A 12,978-nucleotide genomic window follows, 5' to 3' on the forward strand; every position below is an offset into this window, starting at 1 on the left:
CATGGGTTCCGTCATCCGGACGCTGGTGTTGGCCGTTGCGCTTTGCGCAGCGGCCAGCTCCGCTTACGCCCATCGGCTTCATGCCGGGCTCACGGATATTTCAGTCAATGCGACCACGGGCGAGCTTGAGGTCGTGCACCGGCTCTACACCCACGACCTGCACCCCGCGATCGGGTTCAACGCCATTGACGACGCCGAGTTGTACGAGACCCGCGAGGGCTTGTTGCGCTTGGGCGCGTATGCGGCCGCTCGGTTCTCAATGCGTGTGGAAGGCGAGGGGCCGGCGCCGCTACGATATGTGGGCGCCGAGCCTGATGGCGAGTTCACCTTCTTCTATTTTGTCGGAGACGCGCCTGAGCCTGGTGACTCCGTGATCATCGACAACCGCTTGCTGGTAGATTTCCTACCCAGTCAGTCCAATCTGACGAATGTCCGGCTGGGCGAGGATGTCCAGTCCCTGACCCAGGGACCGGACTCTCGTGCGCCGGGGCGCGCGCGTTTCTAGCGTTCTGCGCCGAAGCGTTCATTGATCCAGTTGGCGATCAGCGCCATGACTTCGGGATCAAAGGTTTCCTCAATCTGCGCATATTCGGTCATGAGGCCCGTCTGGGCGTTCTGGAACAGATGGTTGCGCCCCTCCAGCACGACGATTTGCGCATCGGGCTTGTCAGCAAGCAAGGCGTCCAGTCCCGCCACATTGGGTTCGGCGACGATCTGCAGGTCCAGCGTGCCTTGCAGCGCCAGAACAGGCTGGTCCATCTGCGCGAACCAGTCCGCAGGATCATAGTTCACCAGGGCGCGATACCAGTCCCGTCGCATGGAATTGATGAGGATCGTTTTCTGATCGGCCGGCACTTGCAGTATGGCGAGGGTCTCTTCCGTCAGGAGACCGTCCAGCGCCGCTTCGGCGCTTTCCCGGTCGCGCGCATGACGCACCGCGTCCACCAGCGTCTCCATGACGGCGACGCGCTCTCGGGTTTCGGCGGGATCAACATCCAATGCGTCGGAGTTCGCCACGATCTGGTCAATGATGAAGCGATGCCCCGGCGTGCCGGGCCCCGCCAACAAGATAATGAAGGCGGTGTCGCTGTGCTCGGCCGCGACGATCGGTGCGATCAGGCCGCCCTCGCTGTGCCCGGCAAGGCCGACGGCGTTTATCATGGGATGATTGCGCATCCACTCCGCAACAGCGGCGGCGTCAGAGGCGAAATCGTATGAGGTCGCGCTGGCGAAATCGCCGGTCGAGTCTGCAAACCCCCGGTCGTCATATCGCAACACTGCAATGCCCTGCCGGGTCAGATGATCGGCCAGAACCGCGAAGGGCTGGTGAGTCCATACGGTCTCGTCACGGTCTTGCGGGCCAGACCCCGAAATCAGCACCACGCCCGGAAACGGGCCTTCGCCTTCGGGCACGGTCAGGCTGCCCGCCAGCGTCACGCCCTCGGCGTTAGGATTGTCGATGCGGACCTCCTCGATGGTGTACGGAAAGGGCGCTTGCGGCGTTTGTGGGCGATTGGGAGCTTCGACCGTCTCGGATACGCGCTCGAATGTCACCGTGACAGTATCAAAACCGGGACGCATCCAGTCTCCGCTCAGCGTGTCGCCATTCACCTGACCTTGATAGGTCACATTGGCGGCGGGCACTTGAAATGACACCGCATCCCCGGAGCGGCTCAAATTGCGGACCGGGATGTCGTAGGCGGCCTGGGAGATGGAATCGAGCGTGACGCGGGTGCCGTCCTCGCCGGTCTGAATGTTCAGCGCGAACTCCAGCTCGGTGTCGTTTCGGATCAGCTGACCTTCCCAAACTCCATCCAGGCCGTCGATGAAGATCGCGGTGTCTTCGGTCGGGCGCGCAAAGCTTGTGGGGATCTGCATGCCCTGGCTGAAGACGCCGTCATAACTGCCTTCGGAGTCGTTCCATTCGCCTTCGAACCGGGCGCCGATCGCGGCGATGGAAAACTCAAAGCGATCCAGGGAGATCGCCACGCTGCTGATCGGAATGAGTTGGCCCGGAGCCTGATCGAGGCTTTCCAGAACCGCCGTCTGCTCGCCGTCTTCATCTATCGTGACCGTGACCTGCAGGCGCATGTCACCGCCCGGTGTTTCCAAAGTCGCTAGCCAGTCGCCCGATCGATCCGCGACAGATTGCGCCGAGGCGAGACCGGTGACCAGCAGGATCAGAAATCCGCCGGTCAGTATCGTGAACAGGGAGGAGTGTCGTTGGGCCATGGAGTGCTTCTTTCTGTTGGCTCTTGTGACCCGGACACAGCTCTCCTGTTCAGCGGCAGAGTGCGCTGTTGAGATGTGACAGGGTCAGGGGAAGGACAACCGGAGCGCTTCAGGCGCTCCGGTTGTCAGAGGAATGTCAGGCTTGGGTTTTTGCGCCGAGCATGACCATGAGGCATCGGGCCACCACGAGAAGGGAGCCGCACACGGCGATCGCGGTGAGTGCGATCGCTGAATAATCCTGTGGCGTGATGAAGGCGGCGAGGATGTAGAGCGCGCCGGTGATCATCAAAACCAGACCGGAAAACCGGGCGATGGCCTGTCGCTGGGCCTGGGAGGCGCTGCCCGGGCTCAAAGAGGTCGGGCGTTTCGGGATTGCGTTGGCGATGACGATCATGGCGATGCCAAAGGCGCTGCCCAGAATGCGGATTTCCCAAGCGTCGGTGATCCAGGTGAATCCGGAGGTGAACACCACCGTCAAACCCATGGGGATCAGGATCAGGATCCCAGCGGAGCGAATCGATTTCCGCAACGTGACGCGGTCTTCTTCGGAAGGTTTGTTTTCCTGATTGCTGAATTTGAGGGTCTCCACGAGCAGCCAGGCGACCGGCAGGAAAATCGCGCCCAGAATGAACATCCAGCCCTCATCGGGCTCGCGCACGGCCAGGACGCCAGCCAGCGGAAAGGCCAAGGCCAAAATGGCGGCTGTGGAAAAGAACGGAGCTTTAGTCTGCGCCATTGTTTTGGTCCTTTAGATCTGTAGGGGAGCCGTCGCCCAGGCCGAAAGTCTTGGCGAACCCAAGAAGCGCGTCTTCAAGAACGCTGAGCTTGATGCGGTAAGTGACGGTTTTTCCTGTTTTTGTAGCGTCCACCAGATCCGCGTCCTTCAGGACTGAGAAGTGCGCGGACATGGTGGGTTTGGAGACGTCGAATTCTGCCGCCAGCTCTCCCGCCGTCATCGGGCGTTCGCGCAGCAGTTCCAGAACCCGGCGTCGTGTAGGGTCAGAGAGGGCTTTGAATACGTTGCTCATGAATAGACGATTAGCTAATCGTCGAAACGAATGCAAGCTAATAATTCGTCATTCGTCTAAATGACCGATATGAGCGCTGTTTGTGAACTTGATGGAAAGGGCCGGGGGGCTTATCTGGGGCGTATGGTCAACCTGATCTCATCCCCCCGCTCCGCCACGCCCGACGCTCGCGCCGCGCGTCACCCGGAAAAGCAAAAGCGCCCCGATACGCCGGTGCTGCGAAAGCCGGACTGGATTCGCGTGAAGGCCCCGACGGGCGGCGTGTTTTCCGAAACGCGCAATGTGGTGAAGGAGAACAATCTCGTCACCGTGTGTGAAGAGGCGGGTTGCCCCAATATCGGCGAATGCTGGTCGCAAAAACACGCCACCTTCATGATCATGGGCGAGACCTGCACCCGCGCTTGCAGCTTCTGCAACGTGAAGACCGGCCTGCCTGACGCGCTGGATGCCGATGAGCCGCGCCGGGTCGCCCACGCCACGGCGACCATGGAGCTCAAGCACGTCGTCATCACCTCGGTGGACCGTGATGACCTCGCCGATGGCGGGGCTGAACATTTCGCCCAGGTCATCCGGGCGATCCGGGAAGCCGCGCCGGGTACGACCATTGAAATTCTGACGCCGGACTTCCTGCGCAAGCCGGGGGCGGCGGAAGTCGTCATCGATGCGCGTCCGGACGTGTTCAACCACAATCTGGAGACCGTGCCGCGGCTCTATCTCGGCATTCGTCCGGGCGCGCGCTATTACCATTCGCTGCGCTTGCTGGAGCGCGTGAAAGAACGCGACCCCAGCCAGTTCACCAAGTCCGGCATCATGGTCGGCCTGGGTGAGACCAAGGAAGAAGTGATGCAGGTGATGGACGATATGCGCTCCGCCGGCATCGATTTCCTGACCATAGGCCAGTATCTGCAGCCGACCCGCAAGCACGCCGCGGTGGACCGCTATGTCACCCCGGAAGAATTCAAAAGCTATGAGACCATCGCCCGCGCCAAAGGGTTCTTGATGGTGTCCGCCAGCCCGCTCACCCGGTCGAGCTATCATGCCGGGGATGATTTCGAGCGCATGCGCGCCGCCCGCGAGGCTGCGCTGGCGTCCGGCAAAACCCTCTAGAGAGTTCCATGAGCGCCGAGCATGTAGAACGGATGCGCTTGCGCTACCGGCCTGAAGATCTCTTTGAGCTGGTCGGCGATGTGCGTCGCTATCCCGATTTCATCAAACTGATCACCGCCATGCGCGTGACTCGCGATGCGGTGGTTGATGGAGTGGGGGAACTCGATGCGGAAGCGCGCGTCCGCTACAAGTTTGTCCGTGAAGGCTTCACCACCCGGGTGACGCTCGACGCGCCGTCGCTCGCCATTGACGTGACCTATCTGTCAGGCCCGTTCCACGAGCTGGCCAATCGTTGGCGCTTTCACCGTCTTGAGGACGGCTCGACGCTTGTTGATTTCTGGATCCGCTACGGGTTCAAGAACCCGGTCCTGCAAATGCTGCTCGATGGCAGTCGGACGCGGGCGATCCGGTATCTGATCGGCGCCTTTGAGGCTGAAGCGGCCAAACGGTTTGAACCGGTCGGCGAACCTGATCTCGATTACACTGAAGCGCTCAAGCGTATTCCGACGCCGGAAGCCTCAGCCTAGGCTGTTCAACAAGAGCTTCAGCGCCTCTTCAACCGTGAGCGCGCGCACCCGATCGCGTCCCACATCGCCATAGCGGCGGCTTAGAGTCAGCGTGGGTTTTCCTGTTTGTGCGCAGCCAAACCAGACCAGTCCCACAGGTTTGTCCGCGCTGCCGCCTCCTGGCCCGGCGATTCCCGTCACAGACACCGTGAGACCCGCCCGACTGTGGGCCAGTGCGCCTTCGGCCATGGCCCTGGCCGTTTCAGCTGAGACGGCGCCATGGGTCTCGATGGTGTCTGGCGACACGCCCAGCATCTCCATCTTGGCGTCGTTGGAATAAGTCACAAAGCCTCGGTCCACGACCGCCGACGAGCCCGGAATGCCGGTCAATTCGCCCGCGATCAGCCCGCCCGTGCACGATTCCGCTGTCGCGATCATGACGCCGCGCGCCTTCGCCCGTTCAATGACCTGTTCTGCGTAGCTGTGCGCCGGGCTCATGACAGCACCGCCGTCACAATCGCTTCCGCCGCCAGCCCTTCGCCGCGACCGGTGAAGCCGAGCTTTTCTGTGGTGGTCGCCTTGATGTTCACTCGCCTGGGATCAAGGTCCAGAATCTCGGCGACGCGGGATTTCATGGCGGCTTTGTGCGGGCCGATCTTGGGGCGTTCGCATATCAGCGTGACATCCACATGGACCGCGCGCGCTCCAGCCTCTGCGGCGATCTTGGCGGCATGCGCGAGAAACATCGCAGAATCCGCACCTTTCCATTGGTCATCACTGGGCGGGAAGTGGTCGCCGATATCGCCAAGCCCCGCCGCGCCCAGCAGAGCGTCTGTGATGGCGTGAAGGCCAGCGTCGGCGTCCGAATGCCCGATCAGCCGGTAGGGGCACTCAATGAATACCCCGCACAGATGTACGCCATCGCCCGCCGCCATGCGGTGCACATCATAGCCCATGCCGGTCACGGTGAGGGCGGCAGGCGATGCGCCGCCAGCCAACGCTTGCTCAGCACGTTCAAAATCGTCCGGGAAGGTCACTTTGAAATTGCGTTCCTCACCTTGGGTCAGCATGACATTAAGCCCGCTAGCGCGCGCCAGCGAGACCTCATCAGGATAATCGGTTGAAGCGGCCTGGAAAGCCTCGCGCAAAAGCTGGGTTTGAAATGCTTGCGGCGTTTGAAGGCGATACAGGCCCTCCCGACTGACCGGCGTAACGCCAGCGTCATCAGATCGCGCCAGAGCGTCGGCCACCGGCAGAGCGGGCGCGGCGCCAGGTGCGCTGTCAAGCGCGGCGCGCAAGCGGCCGATCACGGCGTCGGACACCAGCGGCCGCGCAGCGTCATGGATCAGCACCTGATCGTGCGCCACATGAGCGAGGGCGTTGCGCACCGATTGGGTGCGCGTCTCGCCGCCTTCGACCAGGACGGCCTCGGCGCTATTGAGGCAGGCGCGCACCGCTTCGGCCTGACCCGGCGCATGTGCGATGATGATTTGCGTGCAGGCTGGATCCTGGGCGAACCGATTGATGCTGTAGGACAGCACGGGGCGCCCCGCCAAATTGCGAAACTGTTTTGGCGTCCCGGCGCCAGCGCGCGTTCCGCGCCCGGCAGCGACGATGCATGCGCTATAGCCCATGGGGTGCTCGCTAGACCTCTGACTGTTCTGAAGTCAGCGATAGGCAATTCAGGCAATGAGGTCCAGCGACCGTGCACATGAATACGCCCCGGACCCAATGCCGGGGCGTATCTGGCTCAGATCGAGAATCTGAGTTTTACGGATTTAGCGGGCAGGTGTCGCTGAAGACGTCATAGATAATGCCGTTGTGAAAAATCCTGACGCTGTAGAAGCCGGCGACTTCGGTGCAGGACAGCACCACAGCGTCTTCGGGAATAGTCGAGGCCTGCGCGGCCGGAGTGGCGAGCAGGCTGGCGAGGCCCAGCACGGCGGCGCTCAGCATGAAGCGAACAGATTTCATAGTGTCCTCCAGAGAGATAAGAGAATTAGAAAAACAACTGTAGGGGGAACTTAATGGGAGTCAAAACCTTCCAGGGAGAACGCAGCGTGCGGGAGGCGCCCGAATTCTCCTGCACAAGAGTTACGAGTCACAGTGTCACTGGAAGACCGGTGAGAGACGCGGTATCTCATGGACATGACTTGCACTCACCCTCTGCTGACTGGTTTTGACATCGGACCGATCCGCGTCGAGCGGCCTGTGTTGTTGGCGCCGATGTCGGGCGTGACCGATTGGCCGATCCGCAAACAGGCCTTCAAGTTTGGCGCTGGCCTAGTCGTCAGCGAGATGGTGGCGTGTGAAACGCTCGCGCAAGGTCGTGAGGACGTGATCCGGCGCATGCGTGCTGATGGTGATTGCGGTCCTCATGTGATTCAGCTCGCAGGCCGCGAGGCGAAATGGATGGATGTCGGCGCGCGCCTGGCGGAAGAGGCGGGCGCGGATGTGATCGACATCAATATGGGATGTCCGGCGCGTCAGGTGACGCGAGGGCTGAGCGGCTCAGCCCTGATGCGTGATCTCGACCATGCGCTGACGTTAATCGAGGCGACGGTGAAGGCGGTCTCTGTCCCCGTGACGCTGAAAATGCGTCTGGGCTGGGATCATGACAGCCTGAACGCCCCCGAACTGGCTTTGCGTGCGCAAGAGGCCGGCGTGAAAATGGTGACGGTGCATGGCCGCACGCGTCAGCAGTTTTACAAGGATCAAGCCGATTGGGCCGCGGTCGCGTCTGTGAAGGACGCGATCTCCATCCCCTTGATCGTCAATGGCGATATCAGCACGCCTGATGAAGCGCGCGCGGCGCTGAAGCAATCGGGGGCTGACGGCGTCATGGTCGGCCGCGCCTCTCAAGGGCGTCCGTGGTTGCCTGGCGCGATTGCGGACGTGTTGTGTGACGGCGCCGTCTTTGGTGAGCCGGACCTGGCAACCGGGGCGCAAGCCCTGTCTGACGCTCTGCAAGACAGCGTGACGCTTTATGGCGAAGCGTTGGGCGTGAGGACCATGCGCAAGCATTTTGCGAGCTTTGTGGATTGGGCGGTGTCTGACCCCGATGACGCACGCGCCTGGCGAGGTCGGTTGTGCCGGGCGAAAAGCGAAGCGGAGGCGCGATCTGAACTGATGGCGTTCGTTCAGAGCCGTCAGGCGAACGCAGCTTGAGCGGCGCTGCGCCCTCCCTGTCGGAACGCGCCGCCGAGGCTGCGCCGATTGCGTTGGTGTTGCTGGATGAAGCGGGCGAAATCGTCTTCGCCAATGCGCGCGCTGAGATCCTGTTCGGGCAATCGCGCAAACGCCTGATTGGCAAAACACTTGAAGATGCGGGGCCAGTCGGTAGGGCGTCTTCTGAGCTTGCGCGGCGGTCGCTCCTCGAGAACCGGTCCCTGTACGCTCATGATTTGCCCGTGGGTGTTGCGGATCGCGCTCTGCGCATTTCGGTAGATGTCTCTCCTGATGAAACAGGCGTGTGCGTCTGTTTGAGGCCCTGGCCGGAATCTGGCGGCGGCGCCCGCAGCGACGTGGCGGCGAACGCAGCGGCAGGCTTTGGAATGATGCTGTCGCATGAGCTTAAAAACCCGATGGCGGGCGCGCGAGGCGCTGCTCAGCTGATCGCCCAGAGCGAGGATGAGGAAAGCCGAGAATTGGCGACCCTGATCATCACCGAACTTGATCGCGCGCGCCGTATAGCAGAGCGCTGGAGCCGGGTGGGTGATATCGGGCCGCCGCGACTGGGGCGGGTCAATCTGCATGCTCTTGTGCGCGAAGCTGTTCGTTCTGCTCGGGCGTCCGCGTCTCCGGAAGTCGTCTGGCTAGAGTATTTTGATCCCTCTTTGCCCGATGCCCTGGCGGATCGCGACCTTGTTTCCCAGGCGGTGCTCAATCTGCTGATCAATGCGGGTGAAGCGGCCTGCCAGGGGGGCGGTCGGGTGAAAGTCTATACGCGCTATCGTCAACCCAGACCGGGTGGTCCGGCGCCGGACGCCCGTCTTGAAATCGCCATTGAAGATGATGGTCCGGGCGTTGATGATGCGCTTCGAGACGCGATCTTCAATCCTTTTGTCACCGGCAAACCGGCGGGCGAAGGACTGGGCCTGGCGCTTGTCAGCCGTGTCGCGGACCTTCTCAATGGCGGCGTCGAGTTTGAGACTCGTCCGGGGCGGACAGAGTTTCACTTCTATCTGCCCGTAGAGCGTAAGGACGGCTGATGTCTCACCGGGTCCTGATACTGGAAGATGACGAATCCCTGCGGCTGGTGATCGCCAAGGCGTTGTCGCGCGCCGGGTTTGAAGTGCGCGCCACCGCATCCGCTGATGCGGCGCTTGAACGACTGGCGCGGCGTGAAGTCGATGTGCTGCTTGCGGACGTTTTGTTGGGGCGGGAGAGCTTTCTGGACCGTCTGGACGAGGTCACCCGTGTGCGGCCCGACATACCCGTCATCATCATGAGTGCTCAGACCACGGCGCGCACTGCGATCGAAGCCGGCAAGGCCGGTGTCTTCGAGTATTTGCCAAAGCCATTTGATCTCAATGAGATGGTCTCAATTATCAAGAGATCGCTTGAAGATGTGGGCCCTGTGCTCCCTGTCGCTTCGTCGCAGGGGTTTGGTGGCTTGGTCGGCCGCTCATCTGCGATGCAGGAAGCGTTTCGCGCCCTGGGACGACTTGCGCGGACCTCCTCGCCGGTATTGTTTACCGGGCCTGAGGGGAGTGGCCGGGCGCACAGCGCCCGGGTTCTCATCGCTGAGAGCGGTATTGCGGGTCCTGTCATAGAGGCGGGGCCGGCGCGGATGCGACGCGAAGGGCCGGCCTTGCTTGAAACAGCGGCTGGCGGCGCCTTGATCCTTCGTCGCGCTGAGCGCTGGGACGAGGACTGCCAGGATTGGGTTCTTGAGGCGCTGGAAACTCCGCGTGGGGATAGTCCCCGCATTCTGGCGACCGCGACCCCGGACATTGGTGAGCATTTAAGACCGGTCCTGTTGTCTCATTTGGCGATCGGGCGCGTCCAATTGCCGCCTCTGCGTGATCGGGGGGAAGACCGGGCGCTTCTGTTCGCTCATTTCCTGTCAGAGCAATCCACGCCTCGCGAAATGGATGAGACGGTCCGGGCCTTTATCAACAGTCAGGTCTGGCCGGGTGAAGTGCTGGGATTAAAGCGCGTCGCCCTGCATCTGAGCATGCAGGGCGCGCGCGGTCCCTTGTCGGTCGAGGAGATCGAAGCCGCCATCCATGAGTTTTCCGGTCGTGATCCGGGGGTGGATTTGAGTGAGGCCGCAGCGCGATTCTTCGGAACAGCTTTGGCGCTTGGAGAGAGCGGCATAGGTGAGAAAGCCCAGATCGCTGTCGACCGTGGCTTGTTCGCTGCGGCGCTGGAATCCTCAAACGGCGTCCGGCAGGATGCTGCTAAGCTACTGGGGTTGAACCGAAACACTCTGACGAGGCGTATGGCTGCTTTGCAGTCAGACGGCGATGAGACCTAGAAGCCACACCCGTTGAATTTCCGTCACATATGGGCCAAGCTGTTTCTGAGGGGACGCAAGGAGACGCGCAACTTGCCAAAGTTTGCGGGCAATCCAGCTTGGCGACAATCCACGCTATTCTTACTCGGCTTCGTTGTAGCGACGCTGGGCGTGGTTCTGCTCGCCCTGTTGTCAGTGTTCCATGAGGGCCGGTTCGGTCCCGGCGGGTGGGGCTTCATCACGCTCATGGCGTTGGTGGCCGCATTGCTGGGCGTGCTCGCCGTCGCGGTTTATCTGCGCGTGATGCAGCAGCTCAGAGGCACGCAAGGGGGCGCATCCGCCGCGCCCCGTCTGCAAATGCGCTTCATCACCCTGTTCGCCGTTGCGGCGGTCGTTCCGGCGGTTCTGATGGCGGGGTTTCAGGCGCTGGTGCTCAATCGCGGCGTGGAGTTCTGGTTTGCAGAGCGGGTCAACACACTGGTGGAGACGACGGCGGAGCTCGGCAATGAATGGCCGCAAGTGGCGTTGAGCCAGACAGGCGATCACATGCGCGGGATCGTCCAGGACCTTGCCGCGCCAGAGGCCGTCAATTCCCTGCAAGATCAGCGTATTCTGTATAGTGGCTATCTGACGAACCAGGCTCGGCTGCGCAATCTGCCGGCGCTCTATGTCATTGACAGTCAGGCGACGATCCTGGCGCGCAGCGACGAGGCTCCGGAGACGCCGGGCTTCGCCGCGCCATCTCAATCCTTGTTCGACATCGCCAATGAAGGCGATATCAGCGCCTCGGCTCCGGTGCGCCGCGAAGACGGGCCAGATTATGTGCGCGTCTTGCTGCGCATGCCTGAATATGAAGACGCCTATCTGTATTCGCTGGTCTTTGTCGATTTCAGCCTGTTGAGCGCAGCGCTGGAAGCCACCCAGTCTTTCCGCGAGGCGATCGCCAGCGAACAGCAGATGCGGATCAGCTTCTTCTTCGTCTATGCACTGGCGGCGGTGCTGGTGTTTCTGGGCGCAGTCTGGCTTGCTTTGAGCGCAGCAGCGCAAGTGGTGTCACCCGTCAGTCGATTGGTCGCGGCGGCCGAGCTGGTGCGGCGCGGCGAGCTGAGCGCCCGCGTTCAGGTCGCGCGAGATAATGACGAGATCGCAGCGCTGAGCCGGGCCTTCAACCGGATGACGCGGCAGTTGGAGAGTCAACGCGGCGCGCTTTTGGAAAGCAATGCGGAATCAGAACGCCGTCGCGCGTTCATCGAGGCCGTGCTGACAGGGGTCAGCGCCGGTGTGATCGGTCTGGAGCCTGATGGCCGCGTCTCGCTGGTCAACCGGTCCGCCGCGCAGCTTCTGGGGCGTGAGCCTGGCGCACTTGTCGGGGATATGATCGAGACGGTCATGCCTGAATTCTCTGAGGTTTTCCAAGCTGTTCATCGTCGGCCCGATGAAATCGCCGAGCGTCAGATCGATCTGGTGGAAGAGGGCGGTCCCACCGTCAGTCTCAGCGTCCGGGCTGCGCAGGACGATGATGGCGGCGTAGTGATTACGTTTGACGATGTGTCGCGCCTTGTCGCCGCGCAGCGGAGCGCTGCCTGGCGGGATGTGGCGCGCCGTATCGCGCATGAGATCAAAAATCCGCTGACCCCGATCCAGCTGTCCGCCGAGCGATTGAAGCGCCGGTATCGCAAGCAGATTGATGAGGATGGCCTGGAGACGTTTGATAAATGCGTTGACACCATTGTGCGTCAGGTCAGCGATATTGGCCGCATGGTGGATGAATTCTCCGCGTTCGCCCGTATGCCTGCGCCCAAGATGGAAGTCGCGGATCTGGTGGATGTCGCCAATGCCTGCGTCTTCGCTCAGCGCGTCGCGTCTCCTGAGCTTCAGGTCCTGCTGACGGTGCAGGGCGGGCCGATTTCGGTGGAATGCGATTCACGGCTGATCGGGCAGGCTTTGGCCAATGTGCTCAAGAACGGCGCCGAAAGCGTCTCGGCCCGTATGGAGCAGGACGGCTCGAAGGCGGGCGGACAGATTGCTGTTTCAATCGGTTCGGAAACTGGTCAGGCGATAATCGAAATAACCGATAACGGTCTGGGCTGGCCCGAACATGACCGGGCGCGTCTGACGGAGCCCTATATGACCACGCGCGCCAAGGGCACAGGCCTTGGTCTCGCGATCGTCCGCCGCATCATGGAAGACCATGGCGGGCGGCTCGAACTGGATGACCGTCCCGACCTGATGCGGGGCGCGGTGGTCCGGTTGGTACTTCCCTTGCTTGAACCCGATACGGACGCGTTGGACACACCAGCGCAGGCGGAGGCTTGAACGCAATGTCGCTCGACATTCTGATTGTTGATGATGAAGCCGATATTCGAGAGCTCATTGGCGGGCTTTTGGAAGATGAAGGCTATGAACCGCGTTACGCCGGGGATTCCGATACCGCGCTTGAGGCAGTGCGGCGGCGCAAGCCGGCTTTGGCGGTTCTGGATGTCTGGCTTCAGGGCAGCCGGTTGGACGGGATCGAGCTGCTTGCGGAGATCAAACGCGTTGCGCCAGACTTGCCCGTCGTTGTGATCTCAGGGCATGGCACGATCGAAACGGCGGTCGCCGCTATTCGAAAAGGGGCTTACGACTTTATCGAAAAGCCCTTTAA

Annotated in this window: 14 protein-coding genes; 8 read left to right on the forward strand and 6 right to left on the reverse strand. The window is 61.8% G+C overall.

Annotated elements, in window-relative coordinates:
• The first annotated feature begins 1 nt into the window (after position 1).
• Positions 2–505 (forward strand): DUF6702 family protein, encoded by a 504-nt coding sequence (locus B3M53_RS05915; RefSeq protein ID WP_286799851.1) that lies wholly within the window; start codon positions 2–4, stop codon positions 503–505.
• Here B3M53_RS05915 and B3M53_RS05920 read toward each other — a convergent pair.
• The 3 genes from B3M53_RS05920 to B3M53_RS05930 all read right to left on the reverse strand — a co-directional run bounded on the left by B3M53_RS05920 (position 502) and on the right by B3M53_RS05930 (position 3,260).
• The gene (locus tag B3M53_RS05920; RefSeq protein ID WP_286799852.1) at positions 502–2,232 is read right to left on the reverse strand and encodes an alpha/beta hydrolase family protein; all 1,731 of its coding nucleotides are present in this window, start codon (positions 2,230–2,232) and stop codon (positions 502–504) included. The genes B3M53_RS05915 and B3M53_RS05920 overlap by 4 nt on opposite strands.
• A gap of 136 nt (positions 2,233–2,368) precedes the next feature.
• Entirely contained in the window at positions 2,369–2,968 is a 600-nt protein-coding gene (locus B3M53_RS05925) for a hypothetical protein (protein ID WP_286799853.1), read from the reverse strand.
• Positions 2,955–3,260 (reverse strand): autorepressor SdpR family transcription factor, encoded by a 306-nt coding sequence (locus B3M53_RS05930; protein WP_286799854.1) that lies wholly within the window; start codon positions 3,258–3,260, stop codon positions 2,955–2,957. Before B3M53_RS05930 ends, B3M53_RS05925 begins: the two co-directional genes overlap by 14 nt.
• 123 nt (positions 3,261–3,383) lie before the next feature.
• On the opposite strand from B3M53_RS05930, the gene lipA reads away from it, so the two are divergent.
• Entirely contained in the window at positions 3,384–4,367 is a 984-nt protein-coding gene (gene lipA / locus B3M53_RS05935) for a lipoyl synthase (protein WP_286799855.1), read from the forward strand.
• 8 nt (positions 4,368–4,375) lie between these two features.
• Positions 4,376–4,894, forward strand: coding sequence for a type II toxin-antitoxin system RatA family toxin (locus B3M53_RS05940; protein WP_286799856.1), 519 nt, complete (start codon positions 4,376–4,378; stop codon positions 4,892–4,894).
• Here the strand turns inward: B3M53_RS05940 and B3M53_RS05945 are convergent.
• From B3M53_RS05945 to B3M53_RS05955, 3 genes are all read right to left on the reverse strand, one after another.
• On the reverse strand, positions 4,886–5,371 hold the full coding sequence (locus B3M53_RS05945; RefSeq protein WP_286799857.1) for a CinA family protein: 486 nt from the start codon (positions 5,369–5,371) through the stop codon (positions 4,886–4,888). The genes B3M53_RS05940 and B3M53_RS05945 overlap by 9 nt on opposite strands.
• Positions 5,368–6,507 (reverse strand): bifunctional 2-C-methyl-D-erythritol 4-phosphate cytidylyltransferase/2-C-methyl-D-erythritol 2,4-cyclodiphosphate synthase, encoded by a 1,140-nt coding sequence (locus B3M53_RS05950; RefSeq protein ID WP_286799859.1) that lies wholly within the window; start codon positions 6,505–6,507, stop codon positions 5,368–5,370. Before B3M53_RS05950 ends, B3M53_RS05945 begins: the two co-directional genes overlap by 4 nt.
• 136 nt (positions 6,508–6,643) lie before the next feature.
• Complete coding sequence (locus tag B3M53_RS05955) at positions 6,644–6,847, reverse strand: hypothetical protein (RefSeq protein WP_022699515.1); 204 nt, start codon at positions 6,845–6,847, stop codon at positions 6,644–6,646.
• Positions 6,848–7,021: 174 nt separating this feature from the next.
• Between B3M53_RS05955 and dusB the strand changes: the two genes are divergently transcribed.
• The 5 genes from dusB to B3M53_RS05980 all read left to right on the forward strand — a co-directional run.
• Positions 7,022–8,041: a tRNA dihydrouridine synthase DusB gene (gene dusB / locus B3M53_RS05960; protein WP_414690707.1), complete on the forward strand. Its 1,020-nt coding sequence runs from the start codon at positions 7,022–7,024 to the stop codon at positions 8,039–8,041.
• Positions 8,038–9,084, forward strand: a complete 1,047-nt coding sequence (locus tag B3M53_RS05965) for a two-component system sensor histidine kinase NtrB (protein WP_160091682.1) — start codon at positions 8,038–8,040, stop codon at positions 9,082–9,084. Before dusB ends, B3M53_RS05965 begins: the two co-directional genes overlap by 4 nt.
• The gene (locus B3M53_RS05970) at positions 9,084–10,355 is read left to right on the forward strand and encodes a response regulator (RefSeq protein ID WP_286799862.1); all 1,272 of its coding nucleotides are present in this window, start codon (positions 9,084–9,086) and stop codon (positions 10,353–10,355) included. The genes B3M53_RS05965 and B3M53_RS05970 overlap by 1 nt, the downstream gene beginning before the upstream one ends.
• Before the next feature lie 72 nt (positions 10,356–10,427).
• A complete protein-coding gene (locus B3M53_RS05975) occupies positions 10,428–12,650 on the forward strand; it encodes a sensor histidine kinase (protein WP_273147045.1) in 2,223 nt (740 codons plus the stop codon).
• A gap of 5 nt (positions 12,651–12,655) precedes the next feature.
• The coding region (locus B3M53_RS05980; RefSeq protein WP_286799863.1) for a response regulator at positions 12,656–12,978 on the forward strand (323 nt) is incomplete at its 3' end.

Source organism: Oceanicaulis sp. UBA2681, assembly GCF_002354675.1.
Taxonomy (GTDB): Bacteria; Pseudomonadota; Alphaproteobacteria; order Caulobacterales; family Maricaulaceae; genus Oceanicaulis; species Oceanicaulis alexandrii.

Excerpts from the sequence above, each read along its gene's own strand:
- B3M53_RS05940 (WP_286799856.1), top strand. The coding sequence starts at position 4,376 with ATGAGCGCCGAGCATGTAGAACGGATGCGCTTGCGCTACCGGCCTGAA.
- B3M53_RS05925 (WP_286799853.1), bottom strand. The coding sequence starts at position 2,968 with ATGGCGCAGACTAAAGCTCCGTTCTTTTCCACAGCCGCCATTTTGGCC.
- B3M53_RS05950 (WP_286799859.1), bottom strand. The coding sequence starts at position 6,507 with ATGGGCTATAGCGCATGCATCGTCGCTGCCGGGCGCGGAACGCGCGCT.
- B3M53_RS05955 (WP_022699515.1), bottom strand. The coding sequence starts at position 6,847 with ATGAAATCTGTTCGCTTCATGCTGAGCGCCGCCGTGCTGGGCCTCGCC.
- B3M53_RS05930 (WP_286799854.1), bottom strand. The coding sequence starts at position 3,260 with ATGAGCAACGTATTCAAAGCCCTCTCTGACCCTACACGACGCCGGGTT.
- B3M53_RS05920 (WP_286799852.1), bottom strand. The coding sequence starts at position 2,232 with ATGGCCCAACGACACTCCTCCCTGTTCACGATACTGACCGGCGGATTT.
- B3M53_RS05945 (WP_286799857.1), bottom strand. The coding sequence starts at position 5,371 with ATGAGCCCGGCGCACAGCTACGCAGAACAGGTCATTGAACGGGCGAAG.
- B3M53_RS05915 (WP_286799851.1), top strand. The coding sequence starts at position 2 with ATGGGTTCCGTCATCCGGACGCTGGTGTTGGCCGTTGCGCTTTGCGCA.
- B3M53_RS05970 (WP_286799862.1), top strand. The coding sequence starts at position 9,084 with ATGTCTCACCGGGTCCTGATACTGGAAGATGACGAATCCCTGCGGCTG.
- dusB (WP_414690707.1), top strand. The coding sequence starts at position 7,022 with ATGACTTGCACTCACCCTCTGCTGACTGGTTTTGACATCGGACCGATC.
- lipA (WP_286799855.1), top strand. The coding sequence starts at position 3,384 with ATGGTCAACCTGATCTCATCCCCCCGCTCCGCCACGCCCGACGCTCGC.